General features: G+C 58.7%; 22 protein-coding genes and 1 pseudogene. 7 read left to right on the forward strand and 16 right to left on the reverse strand.

Features of this window, described 5'->3' with window-relative positions; translation table 11 throughout:
* Positions 1 to 73: 73 nt before the first annotated feature.
* On the reverse strand, positions 74 to 556 hold the full coding sequence (locus tag AC2T9U_RS09460; protein WP_028327145.1) for a CarD family transcriptional regulator: 483 nt from the start codon (positions 554 to 556) through the stop codon (positions 74 to 76).
* Positions 557 to 755: 199 nt separating this feature from the next.
* Here AC2T9U_RS09460 and AC2T9U_RS09465 point away from each other — a divergent pair, with 199 nt between their 5' ends.
* The gene (locus AC2T9U_RS09465) at positions 756 to 1,469 is read left to right on the forward strand and encodes a hypothetical protein (RefSeq protein ID WP_208302951.1); all 714 of its coding nucleotides are present in this window, start codon (positions 756 to 758) and stop codon (positions 1,467 to 1,469) included.
* An 81-nt stretch (positions 1,470 to 1,550) separates the two neighbouring features.
* Here AC2T9U_RS09465 and AC2T9U_RS09470 read toward each other — a convergent pair whose 3' ends face one another.
* Together AC2T9U_RS09470 and AC2T9U_RS09475 are read right to left on the reverse strand one after the other, a co-directional pair.
* A complete protein-coding gene (locus AC2T9U_RS09470; protein ID WP_115029286.1) occupies positions 1,551 to 2,234 on the reverse strand; it encodes a winged helix-turn-helix domain-containing protein in 684 nt (227 codons plus the stop codon).
* 71 nt (positions 2,235 to 2,305) lie between these two features.
* Entirely contained in the window at positions 2,306 to 3,466 is a 1,161-nt protein-coding gene (locus AC2T9U_RS09475) for a sensor histidine kinase (protein ID WP_258553059.1), read from the reverse strand.
* 262 nt (positions 3,467 to 3,728) lie between these two features.
* Here AC2T9U_RS09475 and phoU point away from each other — a divergent pair, with 262 nt between their 5' ends.
* Positions 3,729 to 4,379 carry a phosphate signaling complex protein PhoU gene (gene phoU / locus AC2T9U_RS09480; RefSeq protein WP_115029280.1) on the forward strand — a complete coding sequence of 217 codons (651 nt, stop codon included), beginning with the start codon at positions 3,729 to 3,731 and terminating at the stop codon, positions 4,377 to 4,379.
* A gap of 86 nt (positions 4,380 to 4,465) precedes the next feature.
* Here the strand turns inward: phoU and AC2T9U_RS09485 are convergent, their stop codons facing one another.
* Both AC2T9U_RS09485 and mshA read right to left on the reverse strand, forming a co-directional pair.
* Positions 4,466 to 5,209, reverse strand: coding sequence for a phosphoglyceromutase (locus tag AC2T9U_RS09485; RefSeq protein ID WP_208302631.1), 744 nt, complete (start codon positions 5,207 to 5,209; stop codon positions 4,466 to 4,468).
* A gap of 71 nt (positions 5,210 to 5,280) precedes the next feature.
* Positions 5,281 to 6,546, reverse strand: coding sequence for a D-inositol-3-phosphate glycosyltransferase (gene mshA / locus AC2T9U_RS09490; protein ID WP_493695921.1), 1,266 nt, complete (start codon positions 6,544 to 6,546; stop codon positions 5,281 to 5,283).
* A 134-nt stretch (positions 6,547 to 6,680) separates the two neighbouring features.
* On the opposite strand from mshA, the gene AC2T9U_RS09495 reads away from it, so the two are divergent.
* On the forward strand, positions 6,681 to 7,526 hold the full coding sequence (locus AC2T9U_RS09495; RefSeq protein WP_493695922.1) for a class I SAM-dependent methyltransferase: 846 nt from the start codon (positions 6,681 to 6,683) through the stop codon (positions 7,524 to 7,526).
* A 22-nt stretch (positions 7,527 to 7,548) separates the two neighbouring features.
* Here AC2T9U_RS09495 and AC2T9U_RS09500 read toward each other — a convergent pair whose 3' ends face one another.
* From AC2T9U_RS09500 to AC2T9U_RS09525, 6 genes are all read right to left on the reverse strand, one after another.
* Positions 7,549 to 7,899 carry a DUF2516 family protein gene (locus AC2T9U_RS09500; RefSeq protein ID WP_493695923.1) on the reverse strand — a complete coding sequence of 117 codons (351 nt, stop codon included), beginning with the start codon at positions 7,897 to 7,899 and terminating at the stop codon, positions 7,549 to 7,551.
* A 96-nt stretch (positions 7,900 to 7,995) separates the two neighbouring features.
* On the reverse strand, positions 7,996 to 8,421 hold the full coding sequence (gene dtd / locus AC2T9U_RS09505) for a D-aminoacyl-tRNA deacylase (protein WP_115029272.1): 426 nt from the start codon (positions 8,419 to 8,421) through the stop codon (positions 7,996 to 7,998).
* A 28-nt stretch (positions 8,422 to 8,449) separates the two neighbouring features.
* Positions 8,450 to 9,589: a CAF17-like 4Fe-4S cluster assembly/insertion protein YgfZ gene (gene ygfZ, locus AC2T9U_RS09510; RefSeq protein ID WP_115029270.1), complete on the reverse strand. Its 1,140-nt coding sequence runs from the start codon at positions 9,587 to 9,589 to the stop codon at positions 8,450 to 8,452.
* On the reverse strand, positions 9,586 to 10,089 hold the full coding sequence (locus AC2T9U_RS09515; protein WP_028327156.1) for a heme-binding beta-barrel domain-containing protein: 504 nt from the start codon (positions 10,087 to 10,089) through the stop codon (positions 9,586 to 9,588). Before AC2T9U_RS09515 ends, ygfZ begins: the two co-directional genes overlap by 4 nt.
* A gap of 61 nt (positions 10,090 to 10,150) precedes the next feature.
* Positions 10,151 to 10,963: a hypothetical protein gene (locus tag AC2T9U_RS09520; RefSeq protein ID WP_493695924.1), complete on the reverse strand. Its 813-nt coding sequence runs from the start codon at positions 10,961 to 10,963 to the stop codon at positions 10,151 to 10,153.
* Positions 10,964 to 11,005: 42 nt separating this feature from the next.
* Positions 11,006 to 11,248: a MoaD/ThiS family protein gene (locus tag AC2T9U_RS09525; RefSeq protein ID WP_493695925.1), complete on the reverse strand. Its 243-nt coding sequence runs from the start codon at positions 11,246 to 11,248 to the stop codon at positions 11,006 to 11,008.
* Between the two features lie 122 nt (positions 11,249 to 11,370).
* Between AC2T9U_RS09525 and AC2T9U_RS09530 the strand changes: the two genes are divergently transcribed.
* The 4 genes and pseudogenes from AC2T9U_RS09530 to AC2T9U_RS09545 all read left to right on the forward strand — a co-directional run bounded on the left by AC2T9U_RS09530 (position 11,371) and on the right by AC2T9U_RS09545 (position 16,218).
* Complete coding sequence (locus tag AC2T9U_RS09530; RefSeq protein ID WP_208302946.1) at positions 11,371 to 12,054, forward strand: winged helix-turn-helix domain-containing protein; 684 nt, start codon at positions 11,371 to 11,373, stop codon at positions 12,052 to 12,054.
* A gap of 64 nt (positions 12,055 to 12,118) precedes the next feature.
* A pseudogene (gene mshD / locus AC2T9U_RS09535) lies at positions 12,119 to 12,970 on the forward strand (mycothiol synthase); the annotation flags it as partial.
* 93 nt (positions 12,971 to 13,063) lie between these two features.
* Complete coding sequence (locus AC2T9U_RS09540; RefSeq protein WP_424948925.1) at positions 13,064 to 15,283, forward strand: RNA degradosome polyphosphate kinase; 2,220 nt, start codon at positions 13,064 to 13,066, stop codon at positions 15,281 to 15,283.
* Positions 15,280 to 16,218: an NUDIX hydrolase gene (locus tag AC2T9U_RS09545; RefSeq protein WP_493695926.1), complete on the forward strand. Its 939-nt coding sequence runs from the start codon at positions 15,280 to 15,282 to the stop codon at positions 16,216 to 16,218. The genes AC2T9U_RS09540 and AC2T9U_RS09545 overlap by 4 nt, the downstream gene beginning before the upstream one ends.
* Positions 16,219 to 16,474: 256 nt before the next feature.
* Here AC2T9U_RS09545 and pstB read toward each other — a convergent pair whose 3' ends face one another.
* From pstB to AC2T9U_RS09570, 5 genes are all read right to left on the reverse strand, one after another.
* Positions 16,475 to 17,254 carry a phosphate ABC transporter ATP-binding protein PstB gene (gene pstB / locus AC2T9U_RS09550; RefSeq protein WP_028327163.1) on the reverse strand — a complete coding sequence of 260 codons (780 nt, stop codon included), beginning with the start codon at positions 17,252 to 17,254 and terminating at the stop codon, positions 16,475 to 16,477.
* A 27-nt stretch (positions 17,255 to 17,281) separates the two neighbouring features.
* On the reverse strand, positions 17,282 to 18,382 hold the full coding sequence (pstA, locus tag AC2T9U_RS09555) for a phosphate ABC transporter permease PstA (protein ID WP_493695927.1): 1,101 nt from the start codon (positions 18,380 to 18,382) through the stop codon (positions 17,282 to 17,284).
* Positions 18,382 to 19,320 carry a phosphate ABC transporter permease subunit PstC gene (gene pstC, locus AC2T9U_RS09560; protein ID WP_208302942.1) on the reverse strand — a complete coding sequence of 313 codons (939 nt, stop codon included), beginning with the start codon at positions 19,318 to 19,320 and terminating at the stop codon, positions 18,382 to 18,384. The genes pstA and pstC overlap by 1 nt, the downstream gene beginning before the upstream one ends.
* A gap of 59 nt (positions 19,321 to 19,379) precedes the next feature.
* The gene (gene pstS / locus AC2T9U_RS09565; RefSeq protein ID WP_493695928.1) at positions 19,380 to 20,519 is read right to left on the reverse strand and encodes a phosphate ABC transporter substrate-binding protein PstS; all 1,140 of its coding nucleotides are present in this window, start codon (positions 20,517 to 20,519) and stop codon (positions 19,380 to 19,382) included.
* Between the two features lie 205 nt (positions 20,520 to 20,724).
* Complete coding sequence (locus AC2T9U_RS09570) at positions 20,725 to 21,357, reverse strand: hypothetical protein (protein ID WP_208302940.1); 633 nt, start codon at positions 21,355 to 21,357, stop codon at positions 20,725 to 20,727.
* Position 21,358: the final 1 nt, after the last annotated feature.

A 21,358-nucleotide genomic window follows, 5' to 3' on the forward strand; every position in this document is an offset into this window, starting at 1 on the left:
CATGATCTTGCCAAACATCATGCGCACACGGCCGCGCGGGGCGAGCGAAACCGACTTCAGCCGGTCATGGTTTTCAGGAGGTAAGAACCTCGTCAAGCATGCTTTCGGCGTGCTCTTCGTCCGTCTTCTCAGCCAAAGCCAGTTCAGAGACAAGAATCTGGCGAGCCTTAGCAAGCATGCGTTTCTCCCCAGCAGACAATCCCTTGCCGTGCTCACGGCGCCACAGGTCACGAACAACCTCGGCAACACGATTCACATCGCCGGAAGCAAGTTTCTCTAGGTTGGCTTTGTACCGCCGAGACCAGTTTGCAGGCTCTTCACCTTGCGTTGAACGCAGCACCTCGAAAACGTGCTCTAGACCTTCTTGGCCCACAACGTCACGCACTCCCACCAAATCGCAATTCTCGGCAGGAACCTCAATGGTCAAGTCACCCTGGGCAACTTTAAGTACCAGATAAAGCCGTTCCTCACCTTTGATGGTGCGGGTTTTGATCTCTTCGATGAGCGCCGCACCGTGGTGCGGGTAAACAACTGTCTCGCCAACCTTGAAAGTCATATGCCCGTATTCCCCTTTCGCGACCTTAAGTCTATCACGCCACCACACACCTACAGTCGCTCATAAGCGCATTCATGCAGCTCAGAGCACATGAACCAACTTTGAATAAGCCTATAAACAAGGAATTGACACAGGTTTTACACCACAACGATCACAAATTTTCTCGCCTGTCCGATGCCAGCCAGTTACCCTGTGAAACGTGATGCGAACAACTCGAATCCCTGGTACGCCCGGCCAGAACGACACCCCCAACACCGATGCCACCGTCTCCCGGCGTCACCCGGGTCGAGTGCGTTCCCTCGCGGCAGCAGGACTCACCGGAATCGCCGCCCTAGCCCTGGCTGGATGCCAATGGACCTCACCCATCCAGACAGACAAGGCATACGCACCTGCCGACGGCGCTATGTTCGAAATGGGCGGCCTGCACCTACAAAACGTTGTCGTTGTCTCCGAAGGAAATGGCAAACCCGGCACAATCTCTGCCCTCGCCGTCAACAACACACAGCAGCCAGTCAAAGTCGGCTTCGCGAACCCGCAAGGGCAGCCCGGCCAGCAGTTCGACGTACCCGCAGGTGGCTCACTGCAATTCGGAGGCCAAAAAGAGGGCGCAGCTAGCGTCACTCTCCCCCAAGTTCCCACCACAGCTGGCGGCATGATGCCTCTGTCCGTCATCACCAGCGCTGGCCAAGACGTCGTCAACGCCCCTGTACTTCCCCCCACCGGTTACTACGCCTCCCTAAAACCCACCGCGCCAGCAACCTCCACCAGCACCCCCTCAGGGACATCCACCCCCAGCGAATCATCCACTGACTCCGCGCGACCACGCGGAACCAGCACCCCCACAGCAGAGTCAACTTCCACCCCCACAGCCACCACCGAGGATGACGAGCACACCGACCACGACCACAACTAATAACCCCATACACCTCAAGCGGGTGGTGGTGAGCGCCTAACAGCGCCTTACCACCACCCGCTTACGCATTCCCCGAACACCTCACACCACCTCAAACTTGTATCCCAACCCCCGCACCGTCACGATATGCACCGGATTACCCGGATCCTGCTCAACCTTGGCCCGCAGACGCTTAATGTGCACATCAAGCGTCTTGGTATCCCCCACATAGTCACTACCCCACACCCGATCAATGAGCTGCATGCGAGTCAACACACGACCCGCATTCCGCAACAACATCTCCAGCAGCTCAAACTCCTTCAACGGCAAAGAAATCTGCTCCCCCCGCACCTTCACCACATGCCGCTCCACATCCATCTGTACCGGACCGGCCCCCAACGCCACAGGCAGCACCTCCTCCGGCTCAGCACGACGACGCAACACCGCCTTCACCCGAGCCAACAACTCACGACTCGAATACGGCTTCGTCACATAATCATCCGCACCAATCTCCAACCCCACCACCTTGTCAATCTCACTATCTTTCGCCGTCAACATAATGATCGGGACCGAAGAATCTGCCCGGATCCGCTTACACACCTCCACCCCATCCAGCCCCGGAAGCATCAAATCCAACAACACCAATTCAGGCCGAACAACAGCGAAATCCCGCACCGCAGACACACCATCAGCCGACACTGACACCTCATACCCCTCCTTACGCAAGAGATATGACAACGGGTCAGAAAACGACTCCTCGTCCTCAACCACCAAAATGTGCGTCATACGCCAACCCTCCAATCACAACAACCGCACAACGCAGCACATCGCCACGCCTACACCGCAACACAACAACATCACACCCCCGCACCCCCTGAAACCGCATCAACACCAGGCATCTGTGGCAACCGAACCGTAAAAGTAGACCCCTCCCCCAACTTGCTCCACACCTTCACCTCACCCCCATGATTCGTGCATATGTGCTTCACAATCGCCAACCCCAACCCCGTCCCACCGGTAGCACGCGAACGCGCCTCATCTACCCGATAGAAACGCTCAAAAACCCGCTCTAACGCCTCCGGAGCAATCCCCGTCCCCTGATCAGCCACCGCAACCTCAATCACCCCACCAACAGAACGCACAGTCACCGCCACCCGCGTACGCTCAGCCGAATAATTAATCGCATTCGACAACAAATTACTCACCGCAATCACCAACATCCGGTGATCACCCACTACCTGCGCCCGCTCATCACCCTCAAACACCATCTCCACATCACGAGACTCCGCAAGAGTCTGAACACTCTCCAACGCATCACGCACCACGGCCGTCACTGTCACCGGCACCGGATCCGAAATCGCCTCATCCACCTGCAACCGCGACAAATCAACGATGTCCTGCACCAACCGCGTCAACCGCGAAGACTCCATCTGAATCCGACGCGCAAACCTCGCTACCGTCTGCGGATCCTCACACGCATCCAACACCGCCTCAGCCAACAACGCGATCCCACCCACCGGCGTCTTCAATTCATGCGACACATTCGCCACAAAATCCCGACGCACATCCTCCACCCGCTGCGCCCGCGTCCTATCCTCCACAAACAACGCCACAAACCCCGACCCCAAATCCACAGCACGCACCGCCACCGACACCCGCGCATCAACAAAACGATCCCGCGTCAACGTGAACTCATGCTCACTGCTCTGCCCCATCCGACGCGCATGACGCACCACCGCCCGCAACTCGTCATGCACCAAATCCTGACCACGCAACAACCCCATCACCGACGTCGACGGACTCGAACGCACCACCCGATCCCGCGAATCGATGACCATCACGCACTCCTTGAACGCAGTGATCAACCGATCAAACATTTCAGAGGTATCTACCGACCCCGAAGAACGCACATCACGAACACTCACACCCCCACCATTCACCCCACCAACACCGCGCTCAGCACCAACCCCCACGACACGCCCAACCCACCGCCTCACCTCCGCAACAATTGAACCCACCCCGCAACCCTACGCACCCTCACGTCACCAAACCCCCGCAACCCATCACCAACCACACCATCGACACCAAGGATTCGCCACCACGCCACCACCCGTTCACACAAACCACACCCACCACCCCAACCGACACCAACTCGCCCACGACCAGACACCCCCAACCAACCTGAACCTGATTGACTGACCCCTACCCACGCGCCCGACCCCGCTGGCACACCCCAGTCACTCCACGCCACGGCGGCGCACACACACAGCAGGAGGAACTATGCGCGACGCCTTCCACGAAGTACTCGACCAACTCACCGACGACCTCGTAGAAATGACCCGCCTGGCCGCCTCATCCATGTCACGAGCCACCAACGCGCTCCTGGACGCTGACCTCGAACTGACCCAAACTGTCATCTCCGCAGACGAACAACTCGACGCACTCGAGAAAAAAATTAACCTCGTCGCCGTCGACACCCTCGCACGCCAACAACCCGTCGCCACAGACCTACGCATCATTGTCACCGCGCTACGCATGGCCGCCAGCATCGAACGCATGGGAGACCTAGCCGTCCACGTCGCCAAAGTAGCCCGACTTCGCTACCCCGAAGCCGCAGTTCCCCCCGAAGCCCGCGCAACCATCCTCGAAATGGCCCAAGTAGCCAACAAACTCATCACCCAAGTCGGCGGAATTATCACCACCAAAGATATGGACGCCGTCAACACCCTCGACCTCACCGACGACCGCCTAGACGCCCTTCACCGCGAAATTTACAACCTCATCACCAGCGAAAACGCCCCCCACGACCGTAAAACATCCATCGACCTAGCCCTGCTAGCCCGCTACTACGAACGCTTCGGTGACCACGCCGTCTCCGTCGGCGAACAAATGCAATACCTCGTCACCGGCATCATCGAACAACGCGCCTAACAGCACTTACACAGCCACAAGGGGTGCCCCGCCAGCAACATCGAGGCACCCCTTGCATTCACACAGCGACAACAACGCCAAATGAATTACTTGCCCTGATTAGCAACCGCTTCAGCAGCAGCCTTCGCTGCCTCCGGGTCAAGATACGTGCCGCCCTTAACAACCGGAGCGAAATTCTCATCAAGTTCATAAAGCAGCGGAATACCCGTCGGGATGTTCAACGCCGCAATATCCTCATCGCTAATACCATCAAGATGCTTCACCAATGCACGCAAACTGTTCCCATGCGCGGCAATCGCAACTGTTTTACCCGCCACCAAATCAGGCTTAATATCGCTTTCCCAATAAGGCAACATACGCGCCACGACATCTTTCAAACATTCCGTCAACGGTGCACCACCATCAATATCCGCATAACGCAGATCATTTGACTGGCTGAACTCGTTACCCGGATCAATCTCCGGCGGCGGAACATCATACGAACGACGCCACTGCATAAACTGCTCATCACCGAACTGATCACGGATCTCTTTTTTGTTCAGACCCTGCAGCTTGCCGTAATGACGCTCATTAAGCCGCCAACTACGCTTCACCGGAACCCAGTGACGATCAGCCACATCCAAAGCCAAGTTGGCCGTCTTAATAGCCCGACGCAGCAACGACGTGTGCAACACATCCGGAAGCACACCGTTGGACTTCAACAGCTCACCAGCACGAGCTGCCTCGGCGCGACCCTTCTCGGACAAGTCAACATCGACCCAACCGGTGAACAGGTTTTTCGCATTCCATTCGCTCTCACCATGGCGGAGCAGGACGAGCTTGTAAGTCATGCCCCCACTCTATGACTTCACTCCCAGGCCTCAGCACAACAACCCAGCAATCGCATCACCAAACCACAAGCTCACTCCCCCCGCCGATGCGCCACCGCATCGGCATACACCTCCAACACCCGCTTCGCCGTCGCAGCCCATCCAAAAGACTGCGCATGCTCATACCCAACCCGCCCCATCTGCGCACGTCGATCCGCATCATCGAGAAGACGTTCGAACACCAACGACCACTCCCCCACATCATGGGTCGGCACCAAAACACCCCCCTTCACAGCCGTCGGCAGCCCACCCACCGCCGCAGCCACCACCGGCACACCACACGCCTGCGCCTCAATCGCCACCAACCCAAACGACTCGTTGTGAGAAGGAACACCCACAATGTCCGCACTGCGATACCACTGCGCCAACACCTCCCGCTCCACCGGCGGCGAGGTCAGCAACATATGCCCCACACCCAATTCAGCCGCCCGATCCAACACAAGCCTCGGACGCTCCAACCCCGTACCCGACGGCCCCCCAATCACCACCAGCCTCAACCGCTGACCCAAATCCGGCCGCCGAGAGGCCACATCAGCCACCACATCCACCAGCAAATCCGGTGCCTTCAACGGCTGAATCCTCCCCACAAAACACACCACAAGCGCATCCTCAGGCAGCCCGGTCACCGCACGCGCAGCCTGAGGATCACCTGGCGTAAAGGTCTCTAAATCAACTCCCGGGGGCACCACCTCCACCACATCAGCCGACGCCCCATAAAACGAGACCAACTCATCCCGCTCTCGCGCTGTATTAGCCACCAACCGATCAGCAATCGAGACCACCTGCTCTTCACCAATCTCACGAACCAGCGGCTCGGCAGCATCCCCAGGCGCCAACAACGCATTCTTCACCTTCGCCATCGTGTGCATCGTGTGCACCAACGGCACGTTCCACCGCTGCGCCGCCAGCCACCCCACCTGACCCGACAACCAGTAATGCGAATGCACCACGTCGTAATGCCCCTCAGGACGCCCAGCAACCTCACGCATCACCCCCGCAGCGAACGCACACAACTGCGACGGCAGCAAATTCTTATCCAACCCCTCATACGGCCCCGCAAGCACGTGCCGCACCACCACCCCCGGACACAACTGCACCTCATCAGGCAACGACGCCGACGTCTTGCGCGTAAAAATAACAACCTCCACCCCCATCGCAGCCAAATGCCGCGCAACCTCCACCACATACACATTCATCCCACCAGCGTCCCCTGTACCAGGCTGATCCAACGGCGACGTATGAAACGACAGCATCGCTACCCGACGGACAGGTGCCTGCACATCGACCGAACCGGCCACGACGGCCTCCCCTTCTCACATGTGACGTTTCGCTGGTCATACTGCCGCCACCACCCCCCTTAACCCCAACCGCGCACTACACAAGCACCTAGCCCAGCACGCACCGACCCATCACCTCCAGATATGGTTCGGCAGTGGGCGCAACAAAACCGATGGGTGAAATCACTCGTGGAACCACCAACCCCAACCGCCTGCGCCGCTGCGACAGGTGGCTCGCTTCCATGTACGCAAACCTGCTCACCCGCCGTAACAACCCCATTTGGATCGTCGACCTCGGCTACGGCGCCTCCCCCATCACCACCCTCGACATGGCCAACCATCTAGCCTCCCACCCCGACATCGCCCGCCCTCCCCACACCGCAAACCTACGCATCCGCGGACTCGAAATCGATCCACAACGCGTACACCACGCAAACACAGTCATGCAGGAGCGGAAAAAAACCAGACACCCTGAACCCATCGCCATCGACTTTGCGCTCGGCGGATTCGAAACACCCCTACCCAACAACGCCCAAGCCACCGTCATCCGCGCATTCAACGTTCTACGTCAATACGACGAAAAAGACGTACCCCAAGCATGGAAAACACTGTGCTCACGACTAACCCCCGAGGGCATCGCCATCGACGGAACCTGCAACGAACTAGGCCGCCGCACCACCTGGATCACCCTGAACCGCTCCGGCCCCATCCACCTAACCATCTCCATCAAACACGGCGCCTGGCAACGCCCCTCTGACATCGCCGAACGCCTACCCAAAGCACTCATCCACCACAACATCCCCGGAACACGCATCAACGCATTCCTCACCGACTGGGATGACGTATGGGCCCGCAACAGCCACCACGCAACCTTCGGTCAACGACAATGGTTCATCGCAGCCTGCGCAGACCTACGTGACCGCGGCTGGCCCCTACTGCATGGACCACGACGCTGGCGCCTAGGAGAAGTAACTATCCGTTGGGACGCTGTAGCGCCCTAGAGGATCAGAGCGTTAAAAACACTCACCAACTTCCGTGCGGACCAAAACCACCAGAAGAGCCTTTACGACGTTTAATCATGGGCGTGTATTGACGCAAAGCAGGGCGGGCATCAGCGAAATACACCCCCACCGCAACAATCGCAATCAAAGAAAAAGCCCCCAACCCCGCCACATTCGTCACACCAACAAAAGTGATAAGCGCAGCCACGGCATTAATCCCAACCCACACAGGCTTCGTAAGCTTTTCAGCCGCCTGATACGAACCAGCCGGATGCAAAGCAGAATCCACCAACGCCCACAATGACGCACCAAAAGCAATCACCCCCAACGCCAAAAGCGCGAAGCTCTGCAACGTCATCAAGGTCGCCAACATGCACACCAGCGTACGTGCCCCAGGTTGCCAACCGCAGCGTGTGGATCCGTGTTCACGTACGCATCCACCCAGAACACACCAACCAACACCTATACGTCACACATCAACAATCACCGTAAACGGCCCATCATTAACCAACTCCACCTCCATATCAGCACCAAAGCGCCCCGTCTGAACCTCCACGCCCTGCGCCCGCAAAGCCTCAACCAACGCATCAAACAACGGCTCAGCCACATCACCACGCGCCGATTCACTCCACGATGGACGCCGCCCCTTACGCGTACTTCCATACAAAGTGAACTGACTGACCAACAAAACCGGCGCGCCATCATCACTCACAGACGTCTCATCACGAGACAGCCGCAACTGAGCAATCTTGCGCGCCATCAGATCAACCTCAGCCGCCGTGTCATTCACATGCGCAGCAACAAGGACAACCAACCCCGGCCTCGTGATCTGCCCAACCACCTCGCCAGCAACCCGCACCGCACCACGCGTAGCCCGCTGCACAACTGCTCTCATAACAACCCCTCACCACAAACCAAAAACATCACGGCTGCACAATCACGGTCTGCGCAACCGTCACATCACCGGCCAACAACACTGCATCAACAGGAGTGTTCCTACGCACCAACCCAAGACCTACCGGGCCATCCACGTGATGCATCGCCACCGACGACAACCGCCCCACCACACGCCCATCCAACGTCAACTCAGCACCAGGTTCAGGCAACGTATGCCCCGAACCATCCAGATGAGCGAAAAACAACCGGCGCGGCGGACGACCCAAATTATGAACCCGCGCCACCGTCTCCTGACCGCGATAACACCCCTTACGCAGATGCACCGCCACCCGAAGCCAATCCAACTCATGAGGGATAGCCCGACCGTCAGTTTCATAGCCACACCGAGGACGCCACGCCTGAATCCGCTGCGCCTCAACCGCAGCCATACCCGCTAACGGCCGGTCACCAACAAATCCTTCAACCCCCTCCCGCGGCACAATCACCTCACGCCACGCACGCTCACGCCCCGGATGCTCAAACCCTGGAACAACCTGCCCTCCCTCCTCAGGCACAACCTGCCCAGCAGCATCCCCAGAGGCCAACCGCCGCTGCAACGCCGCACGCCCACGAACCGGCCGCGACACCGGCGCATCCGGCCCATAACAAGCAGTGTCACCAACCGGCCCCGGCCACGCATCCACCCAGGCAAGCAACTCACCCTCAACCGACTCACGCGCAACCGGCTCACCCACCACCGCGAACCGATCAGAGACATCAGCAACCTCAACACGCAGCATGAACCTCATCGAATCCAGCCACGCAACAACCGCACCAGACGTCCCCGGCTCAACCGTCATCCACAGTGTCTGACCGTCATCGACAACATGCAAGTCATGCTCAATCCGCCCCTGCGGATCCAACACAAGCGTGCTCATCGAATGCCGCGGCGCCAACCCCAACAACGACTGCGTAGTGAGCGAGTTCAACCAACTCAACCGATCCGGACCCGAAACCGTCACCACACCACGATTCGACAAATCCGCAACCGCCACGCCCTGCTCCAACAAACGCGACTCACGCAACGGATCCCCGTAATGCACAGCAATCCCGGCATCCACACCCACCCCAGCCACTGCCTTCGGGCGCGCCAACAGTGGCGAGGCGGGAGGAACCTCGCCCCTCACGCAACCCGCTCAAGCTGCGCAGACATGTGCGACGTCATCGGATGACCATCAGCAGCCATCTCCAACACCCACATCAACTTCGAATCCACCAACCCATACATGCGCTTAGCCGAGTTGTACTCCCGCGCAGCAGGAGAACGCATCACACCATCCGTAGCCATCTCGATGACCGGGCGCTCCTTCTCCTTCTTCCCAACAAACATCTCCACAATGCCTGTCGGATGCGCCAACAACAGCTCAATCTCACCATCGCCCACCACACGCCAATACCCAGTCTCCGTGGCCAAAGGACGAACCTGCTTACCCTCCTCATCCAACTCCCACGAACGAGAATTCATCGTCAGGAATGGACGCCCATCATGAGTAATCTCCACCTCCTGCACCATGTTGCACGACTCCATACCGGGATAACCCACCACTCCCAAACCACGCCACGAGCCAACCAACCACGCCAGCGGGGCAACCTCAGGGTTCAAAGTCACATCTAGCTCAAAAACCATGCCGCCATCCTCCCCGATACACGGCACCTTGCGCACCTCCAACCACCCAACACCCCACTCATCACCCACTCAACAACGGCACCAACGACCCCAACACCACCCACGCCTGCCCATACGCAACCACACCCGTCACCAACAAACTCGCCGCACCCGCAGCCCACCGAGCCCGAAAACCCGCAATCGTCGGAAGACCACACAACGCCAACCTCAACGTAAAAGACCCCAAACCAGCCAAACCACCAGCCAAACCCGCCACCCACACATCACTACCAACCCCCTGCGGCCCCACCCACAGCCACACCAAAGCGCCAACAACCGCACCCAACACCGACGCAACCACCGCCGGCACCCAAGCACGACCACGACTCACCAAACCACCAGGCAATCCGTCAGCAGCTACCCCCACCAACGTCGCCGCAACCACACCCAAAGACGCCGCATGCCCCACCGGCCCCTCCAAAATCAAAAAACACGACCCCGAAGCAACCACCGTGATCCCAAAAACCGCCGACGACACCGACTCCACCAACCGCGGCCGTCGATCCCGCCGCCCCAACTGATGCACAAACTCCAACACCAACACCACAGCAATCGCTGCCACCAACATGCTCACATGCGTCCGGTGCGTCACCCACCCACCAGCCACCAAAATCACCGCAGCAGCAACCAAAATCCCCGTCGTCCCACGCGGACTCGGCAACTGCAACAACCGAACCCACCCATTAGCCATCATCAACATCGGCACCCCCACACCCAACGTCATCAACGCCGGCACACCAGTGGCAATCCCCACACCCGCCGCCACCGTCACCGCAAAACACGCCATAGATGCAGGCCACACAGCCCATGTCACGAGATCGGGACTCTCACTCACACAACCACCCTAGCCAGTTCACCCCATACCTGTTCCCCCAAATCACCCTCCCGCAAACGGAGGAAGCAGCTCAACCACCGAACCATCCCCCACAACCCGGCCACGATCACCCCTAACACCATCCACCAAACACGTACACACACCCACCACCTTCTCCAGCTCCGGATGCACCACCATCACCGCATCCAACACCTCACCCACCGTGCCCGCCGAAACAACCTCGCTGTCACACCCCGCCGCAGCCGCAGCCGCAGCCCAATACCGCACCGTCACAACACCAGCCACAATCAACCCCTCCTCACACAGCCACAAGCAACCTGCCCACAGCCACACACAACAACCTCAAACAACCCAAAAATAGACCGCCGAACAACAGCGGCCCTCCCACCAATCGTATTCTCAGACGCATGGCCCGGCTCCTCCTGATGACGTCAATGCCCTCACGGCACCTCGACGTCCTACCCGCCCTCGGCCTCCTCCCCCACGACGTCGCCCACATGCCCATCGACACCCACACCCCCACCCCCAGCACCGGATTCGACATCCTGCTCATCGACGCACGCCACGACCTCGCACGCGCCAAAGCCCACTGCCGACACATCTCCCTAGCCCTACCCGACATCCCCATCCTCGCCATCGTTACCGAAGGCGGACTCATCACCATCAACGCCGACTGGGGCATCGACGACATCCTCCTCACCAACGCCGGACCAGCCGAAATAGACGCCCGCATACGCCTAGCCACCAGCCGCCGCCCACCCGCCCCCACCACAGACAACGACCGCATCACCTCCGGCCAACTCACCATCGACGAATCCGCCTACACCGCTCGACTGGCCGGAGACCTACTCGACCTCACCTACAAAGAATTCGAACTCCTCAAACACCTCGCCAACCACCCCGGACGAGCCTTCACCAGAGCCCAACTCCTCCAAGAAGTCTGGGGATACGACTACTTCGGCGGCACCCGCACCGTCGACGTACACATCCGACGCCTACGCGCAAAACTCGGCCACGAACACGAAGAACTCATCGCCACCGTCCGCAACGTCGGCTACCGATTCAACCCACCCGGAGACCCCCACCCCTAACCCCACCAACAATCACATACACGCCCACCCCCAACTCGACGCAGCAATGCGCCAAGATGGAACCATGAATGCACAACGCGTCCTGACCGAGCCCGAGCTCACCGAGTTCCGCGCGCTAGCTCAGGCCGTCACAGACGCCGACGGCGTCGAAGCTTTCTCCGAAGCCACCATGCTCCACGCAGCCTCCACCACCGAAGGCAACCACGCCTTCATCCTCCTACGCCACAACCCAGAAGACCCCACCAGCCCCATCATCGCCGCCGCCCACATCGACAACCTCACCGACGCACCCAGCGCCGAAATCGCCGTAGCCCCCACCGCCCGCAGCCACGGACACGGCACCCACCTCATCACCACCATCCTCACCACCCACCCCACCACACACTTCTGGGCACACGGACACCTGCCCGCAGCCCAACACCTCGCCCACAAAACACACCTCACCACCGTTCGCGAACTGTGGAAAATGAGCCGCCCAGTCGAAGGCATCACCCCCACCGACCCCCACGACATCACCCTGCCTGACGGCTACACCTGGCGCACCTTCAACCCCAACACCGACCACGACACCACCGACTGGCTCAACGTCAACGCCGCAGCATTCGCCACCCACCCAGAACAAGGCCGCATCACCCGCGAAGACCTCCACGCCCGCTTCGCCGAACCCTGGTTCGACCCCAACGGCTTCTTCCTCATCCACGCCCCCAGCAACACACCGACCACCGAAGGCCCCCTCGCTGCCTTCCACTGGACCAAACACCCCCACACCAACGAACCCGGCGAAATCTACGTCGTCGGCGTCCACCCAGACCACCAAGGACACGGACTAGGCACCGCCGCCACCGCCCTAGGGCTGGCCCACCTAAGCACCACCGGCGCCACCACCATCGACCTCTACGTCGAAGGCGACAACACTCCAGCCATCGCCACCTACCAACACGCCGGATTCCACCGCACCGCACACGACGTCCAATACGCGCACACCCCCACCGGCCAGAAAGCACACACCATGAGCAACGACACCAGCTCCCCGGCCCCCACCAACGAAGCCACAACCGTCCCCACATCCGTCACCCCCCGACGTGCCCCCGAACCCCGATTCACCCCCCTCCCCCAGCACAACACCACCGAAGAAGAATTCCCCACCGACCGCTTCCTCGACCGCGAAATCAGCTGGCTCGCCTTCAACGAACGCGTCATGCAAATGGCCGAAGACACCACCGTGCCTCTGCTAGAACGCGTCAACTTCCTATCCATCTTCGCCAGCAACCTCGACGAGTTCTTCATGGTCCGCGTCGCCGGACTTAAACGCCGCATCGCCACCGGACTAGCAGTGCGCTCCGCCTCCGGCCTCGAACCCCGCGAACTCCTGGACCGCATCCACACCGTCAGCTCTGAACTACAACAACGCCACGCCCACCTCTACATCGACGAAATCCAACCCGCCCTGGCCAACGAAGGCATCACCATGGCCCACTGGGCCGACCTCGCCATCGACGAACGCGCACACCTAACCCAATGGTTCGACGCCACTGTCTTCCCCGTCCTAACCCCACTGGCCGTCGACCCCTCCCACCCCTTCCCCTACATCTCCGGCCTCTCCCTCAACATGGCCGTCGTACTCGTCAACACCGAAACAGGAAACGAACACTTCGCCCGCCTCAAAATCCCCTCCCTCCTACCCCGACTCGTCCCCCTCGACGACGAAGACAACACCCCCCACAGCGCCCGCTTCGTCCCCATCGAAGAAATCATCGCCGTCCACCTTGACCGCCTCTTCCCCGGCATGGACGTCCGCGAACACTTCACCTTCCGCGTCACCCGCAACGAAGATCTCGAAGTCGAGGAAGACGACGCCGAAAACCTCCTCACCGCCCTCGAAAAAGAACTCACCCGCCGACGCTTCGGACCACCCGTAAGACTCGAAGTCGAAGACGGCATCAGCGAACACGTCATGGCTCTACTCACCCGCGAAATGCACATCCACCCCAAAGAAGTGCTACGCCTCCCCGCCCCCCTAGACCTACGCGGTCTACGCGCCATCGCCGACCTGGAACGCACCGAACTCAAATACCCCGGATTCGTCCCCCGCAGTCACCCCGACCTCGCCCGCGTCGAATCCAGCAAAGCCGCAAACATGTTCACGGCCATCCGCGCCAAAGACGTCCTCGTCCAACACCCCTATGACTCCTTCTCCACCTCAGTACAAGCCTTCATCGAACAGGCTGCAGCCGACCCCAACGTCCTAGCCATCCGCCAAACCCTCTACCGAACCAGCGGCGACTCACCCATCATCGACGCCCTCATCGATGCCGCCGACGACGGCAAACAAGTCCTAGCAGTCGTCGAGATCAAAGCCCGCTTCGACGAACAAAACAACATCGACTGGGCCCGCAAACTCGAACACGCAGGAGTCCACGTCGTCTACGGCGTCGTCGGTCTCAAAACACACTGCAAACTCTCCCAAGTAGTCCGCCGCGAACAATCAGGCCTCGTTCGGTACTGCCACATCGGCACCGGCAACTACCACCCCAAAACCGCCCGCCTCTACGAGGACTACGGCCTCTTCACCAAAGACCCGGTCATCGCCGATGACATGACCAAACTCTTCAACCAACTCTCCGGGTGGGCCCCCGCCACTACCTACGAACGACTCCTCGTCGCCCCCCGCACCGTACGAACCGGCCTGCTAGACCACATCGGCACCCAAATCGAACGAGCCGAAAACGGCCTGCCCGCCTACGTCGGCATCAAAGTGAACTCCATCGTCGACGAAGCCGTCATCGACGAGCTCTACCGCGCAAGCCAAGCAGGAGTCAACGTTGACGTCCTCGTACGCGGCATCTGCTCCCTAAGACCCGGCGTCGAAGGCATGAGCGAAAACATCCGCGTCCGCTCCATCATCGGTAGATTCCTCGAACACTCCCGCGTATTCCTCTTCGGCCCCCGCGACGAACGCATCGCCTTCATCGGCAGCTCCGACATGATGCACCGCAACCTCGACCGACGAGTCGAAGCACTAGTACGCCTATCTGACCCCCGACACATCGAACAAACATCAGCACTCGTCGAACTCGGCATGAGCGACGAAACAGCCAGCTATCACCTCGGCGGCGACGGACGCTGGACCCGCCACTACAACTCCCCCGAAGGCACCCCTCTAGTCGACATGCAAGCACGCCTCATCGAAGAACACAGCGCCCGCCGCAAACGAGCACGCACACGATGAGCAAAAACACCACCATCCGCGCCGCAGGCACCATCCCCTGGCGCAAAAGCCCAAACGGTATCGAAGTCGCTCTCGTCCACCGCCCCCACCACAACGACTGGAGCTGGCCCAAAGGACACCTCGACCCAGGCGAACGCAGCCCCATCGCTGCCATCCGCGAAACCCACGAAGAAACCGGACTCAACATCCGGCTCGGCGTTCCTCTCCCCACAACCCAGTACACCGTCAACACCAGACCCAAAATCGTCGACTACTGGAGTGCAACCATCACCGGAGGTACAGGCAAACTCCTCCACGAAGTCGACCAAGTGGCATGGCTAACCATCCCCGAAGCACTTACCACCCTCACCTACGAACGCGACCAGATCCCTCTCCTAGAACTCCAACGCCATCACCACGAGAACACTCTGGCCACCGCACCACTGATCTTCGTACGCCACGCGCTAGCGGTACCACGAAAACAATGGCGCAAGCACGACCAACGGCGCCCGCTAAGCAAAGACGGACTCGCCCAAGCAAAAGCCCTGCCCCCACTCCTGCAGGCCTATAACGTGCACCGACTGGTCAGCTCATCCAGCGAACGCTGTGCCACCACATTCCACTGGGCCTCAAAGAAACTCACAGTGCCGATACGTCAAACAGATCGGCTCACTGAAGAAGGATTCGCTGCCCATCCCAAAGCAGCCCGCCGCTGCGTGGACAAACTCACCGACTGGATACGTAAAAAAGGCCTAGGAGCAGCGCTATGCACTCACGGGCCCCTCGTTGAGACTCTCCTGACCTCTCTTGCCCACAATGCGCCCGATAAAGACACTGCCCATGTGCTCCTTGACGCAGCACACAACGGAATGGACAAAGGTGAAGCAATCGCGATTCACCTGGCAGTAAATGCATCAGATCGCCACATTGTTGCCGTCCGGCGGCACCGAGCCTGAACTGCGGTAACGCATCTACTCGTGTCTAATGACGCAGAAGCTGAGGCGACATGCGCACTCGCATTCTGTACCGTTGTCCATGTGCCGGGCCGCGGCAGCCCCGGGTCCCAACTTCAGCCGCCAAGAGCGGCCACGCGCCGTGAGGCGCTCCCGGTCCGGCACGCACCATCTGCGGTTTGGTAACAGGTTCTGTCTATTACTCAACAGCTTTCAGGAATGGGGATTCAAGAATTCATCCCCTATCCCAGATAGCGACTTAACCGAAACGCCCCGATACATAATCTTCAGTCTCTTTATGCGCTGGATTATTGAAGACTTTCTGTGTGTCATCAAACTCCACTAAATGACCACCCTGACCAACGCCAACTAGATTAAAGAACCCCGTCTTGTCACTCACACGCGCAGCTTGCTGCATGTTATGCGTGACGATAACGATCGTGTAGTTTTCCTTCAACTCATGCATTAAGTCTTCAACAGCAAGAGTGGAGATGGGATCCAAAGCAGAACAAGGCTCATCCATCAGAACAATGTCCGGCTTAACTGCAATAGTTCGCGCAATACAAAGACGCTGCTGTTGACCACCCGAAAGTCCTGCACCAGAACGCCCCAGACGATCCTTCACCTCGGTCCACAAGTTCGCACCCCGCAAAGATTCCTCAACCAAATCATCTGCGTCCGCTTTAGATAGGCGTCGATTATTCAGTCGATACCCAGCAAGCACATTGTCATAAATAGACATTGTAGGAAACGGCGTAGGTTTCTGGAAAACCATACCAACCTTGCGTCGCACAGAAACCGGATCAACTCCTTTGCCGTAGAGATTCTCCCCATCGACAAGAACCTGACCTTCACAGTAAGCACCCGGAATGGCCTCATGCATTCGGTTAAGTGATCTCAAAAAGGTTGACTTACCGCATCCCGAGGGGCCAATGAGAGCAGTCACTGCACGAGCATCAATATTGACATTGACATCATGAACAGCGAGGAACTTTGAGTAGTAGATGTTTAGGTTAGAAACCTCGATGGCATATGACACGTCGATCAGTCCTTTTACTCGTCCGCGTCAGCGGGCCTTAGGGGCGAATACGTGAGAGACCCAACGAGCAACCAAATTAAGGGCCATCACGATAATCATAAGAAGAAGAGCCGCAGTCCACGCTCGATCAATATAAGGCTGCGGAGGTACACCCGGATTCATGTACTGGTAGTAAGAGAAGACTGGCAATACCGCCATGCGGCCAGAAAATGGATTCCAGTTAACCGAAGTTGTAATTCCAATAGTGACAAGAAGAGGTGCCGTTTCGCCAATGATACGAGCAATGGCGATAGTGACACCTGTAGCTATGCCTGCAATCGCAGTTCGAAGAACCACTTTTACGATAGTCAACCATTTAGGTACACCCAGCGCATATGCGGCTTCACGAAGCTCACTGGGAACAATTCTGAGCATTTCCTCGGTATTGCGCACCACGATAGGAATCATGAGGATACACAAGGCAGCTGCACCGATGATGCCAGCCCGAGCCCCTGGCCCCATCAAGAGGGCGAAAAGAGCATAGGCGAAAAGTCCCGCAACGATCGAGGGAATCCCGGTCATGACATCAACGAAAAACGTTAATGCACGTGACAGACGGTTGTTATTTCCGTATTCGACAAGATAAATAGCCGTAAGGACCCCCACAGGTACGGAAATAACCGTGGAAATAGCAGTGATGATAAAGGTTCCGACCACTGCATGCACTGCACCGCCACCACCGCCGAAAACACCACGCATTGATTCAGTAAAAAAGGCTGGATCCAGCCGAGTCAGACCTTGCTGAGTCACGGTCCAAAGCAGGGAGACCAAGGGGATAAGCGCCAGTAGGAAGAATGTAATGACACACGCTGTGGCAATGCGGTCTACAGCTTGCCGGCGTCCCTCGATACAGGTAGAGACGATCGCTACCGCAGTGATATAGCACAGGCCGGTGAGAGTAACCAGCCCAAACATCTCCATGACATTGAGACCCCCCTGATCAAACCAGCCCAGTGACACGGCTGCGAGTATTCCCACCATGATGGCGGCAGCGAGAATGCCGTAACGCCCAAGTGGCCTGAGCTGACCTGCACTGAGGCTATTTCTACTGCTGGAGCGCGTGCCGACGTTATCTGCTGTGATGGACATCAATTGGCTCCTGAGAACTTGCTTTTGCGGGATACAACCCAACGGGCCACCGTATTGACAGTCAAAGTGAGAGCGAAAAGCGCAAGCCCAGCTGCAATGAGAGTGTTTGAATCCAACCCACTGACTTCAGGGAAATTAAGTGCGATGTCCGCTGCGATGGTGCCGGGATTCGAAGAGGTAAGGATGCGAGCGGTGTAGTCGACGCTGGGAGAAAGGATCATGGCAACGGCCATGGTTTCGCCCAATGCCCGCCCCAGGCCGAGCATCGTGGCCGAAACCATGCCAGAACGCCCGAAGGGGAACACAGCCATCCAGATCATTTCCCAGCGGGTAGCCCCTAGAGCTAGCGCGGCCTCCTCATGCAGTCGGGGGGTTTGGAGAAAGATTTCCCGCATGGTGGCGGTCATGATCGGCAATATCATGACCGCCAAAACAACCCCAACGGTGAACATGGTGCGCCCCGTAGCGCTGGGAGTTCCTGCAAAGAAAGGTATCCAGCCGAAATTTTTGGTGAGCCACATGCCTAGCGGGACGGTAGCTGGGGCCAGAACTGATAGGCCCCATAGGCCGTACACAAGGCTGGGGACAGCTGCGAGTAGATCGATGAGATATCCCAGGAAAACAGCGAGGCGTCTGGGGGCATAGTGAGAGATAAAGAGAGAGATTCCCACTGACAAGGGCACTGCGATGAGGACGGCGATGGTCGCTGAAACGATGGTGCCGAAGAGGAGAGGCGCGATGTAGGCGATGAGTCCATGGCCTCCGCGCACATCTTCAGGAGAAGCAGTGACGGCAGGCAAAGCTTGCCAGATCAAGAATGTTGCCACCCCAGCGAGGATCGCCAGGATCGCCCAACCAGAGCCCAGAGTTAGGCCTGCGAAGATCCTGTCGCCGGGTCGCGTGACAGCTTTGGGAGGTCCCGCTGTATGCGTGGTCACAGTGCTCTCTTTCCTGGCGTGATGTGACGTTATTGTGGTGGTGCAGCAACGCGCTCAGTTCATTTCGCGGCGGTAATCGCGTTGATACCTTTCATGGCTGCTTCGCGGGTTTTGTTAGAGATGGGGGCTGACCCGGCGGACTGTTGAGCAGCTTTTTGTCCGTCTTCGGAGAAGATGTAGGTGAGCCAGCTTTTGACGAGCTCGGCTGTTTGTTTGTCTTTGTATTTGGTGCAGGCCAGGGCGTACGAGGTAAGCACGATGGGATAGTTCCCGGCCTCGGTGGTGTCTCGTTTGATGTCAAGTGCGTGGGAGTACTGAGGACGTCCGGCTGCGACGGGTGAGCTATCGATGATTTTGGTTGCGGCTTCGGCAGAAATGGCGACGTATTCGCTGCCGACTTTTACTTTGGTTTTACCTAGATCCGCGACTTGTGATTCATCGGCATAGCCAATGGTTCCGTCACCAGCTTTGATGGCTTGTACGACGCCAGCAGTTCCTTTGGCTGCTTCGCCACCTTTGAGGGGCCAGCTGCCGTGGGGTTTGTGTGGCCATTGTTGGGGGGCGGCCTTGTTGAGGTAGTCGGTAAAGTTTTGGGTGGTGCCTGACTCATCGGAGCGATGCACGGGGGTGATGGTTAAGTCGGGCATGGTTTTGCCGGGGTTGTCGGCGATGATCTTGGGGTCGTTCCATTTAGTGATGTTGCCAGAGAAGATGTCAGCAATGACGGGAGCGGACAGTTGCAGGTCAGTGATACCTGAGATCCGGTAGGCAACAGCGATGGGCGAGATGTAAACCGGCGCTTCGATGAGTTCGCCTCGTGTGCATGCGTTGGTGACTTTGGCGAGCTCTTCTTTTTTTAGGTAGGCGTCCGAGCCAGCGAATTGAACTCCACCGTTAAGGAACTGGGTTCGCCCACCACCGGATCCAACTGGATCGTAGTTGATAGTGGAGTTGGGGTTGTCGCTTTCGAATCCGACTTTCCATGCGGCGACAGCTGCTTGCTGGGAGCTGGCTCCGGCACCAGCGATGCTGCCGCTGACACCTGCGCCGTTACCGCTTGTCGCTTTAGACCCGTTTGCGCTGCATGCGACCACGGTGGCAGCTAAGGCAATGAGTGTTGTCACGGCGAGGGTGCGGCGAAGGTGGGCGAATTTCACTTCGAGGGTGCCTCTCTGATGGCTGTGGGTCGGTGTATGCACAGCCGAGTGGTGCGGATGGAGGCAAGGGTTATTCCTTGGGCAGTCGCCTCCTGGGTATGTCAGTGAGCACCATCCGGCATCGCAATACGTCTTGAAGATACGTGGGGATGGGTGACGTGAGAGAGGTACCTAGGTGAACACATGGTGAACGGGATCTAGATTTCGTGAGCTCGTGGATTGGTTTTTGGGTGGTTCTGTTGTGTTCTTAGACGAGGTCGCCTCGGCGCCACATACCGGCGCAGGTGTCCAGATCTTCGCCGGTGTTAAGCATGGCGGCGGCTTGGTCGGCGTGTTTGCGCGAATCGTTGGGGTCTTCGTGGGTTAGGTGGGCGGCGCGGCCGGCAGCGATGACTCGGCAGAAGGCACCAGCACGGTGTAGTGCCATAGCTAGATCACCGTCGAAGACTCCGCGCAGGATGCTGTCGATCATGGTGCGCAGTTCTTCAGGGCCTGGCGGGCAGGCCACTCCTGCTACCACTGCAGCTACGTCAGCGAAGCGCAATCCTTCGCGGTATTCGGTGGATGCACCGATGGGGTCGCGGCGGATCCATTCTTTGAGTGCGTAGAGGCGCCATAGCGCTCCGGGCAGTGATCGGGCTGCTTGTCCTGCCCAGAGCTCGGCGACGATTTCGATGCCGATCTCATCGATGAGGCCGACGAGGCGTGTTGTGGTGGCGGGGTCAGTTGCTTCTCTGCCAGCGCGCACGAGGGCAGCGGCCGTGTCGTGCGCGATGGCAGAGACGATAGCGGGGTCGAGCTCGTCTTGAGCGAAGGAGTCAAAGGCCTCGCTCGATAGCTTTGCGGGTTTGTGGAATCGGCGGTTGTTGTCTTGGCTCATG

This window comes from Dermatophilus sp. B7861-1 (genome assembly GCF_058996045.1).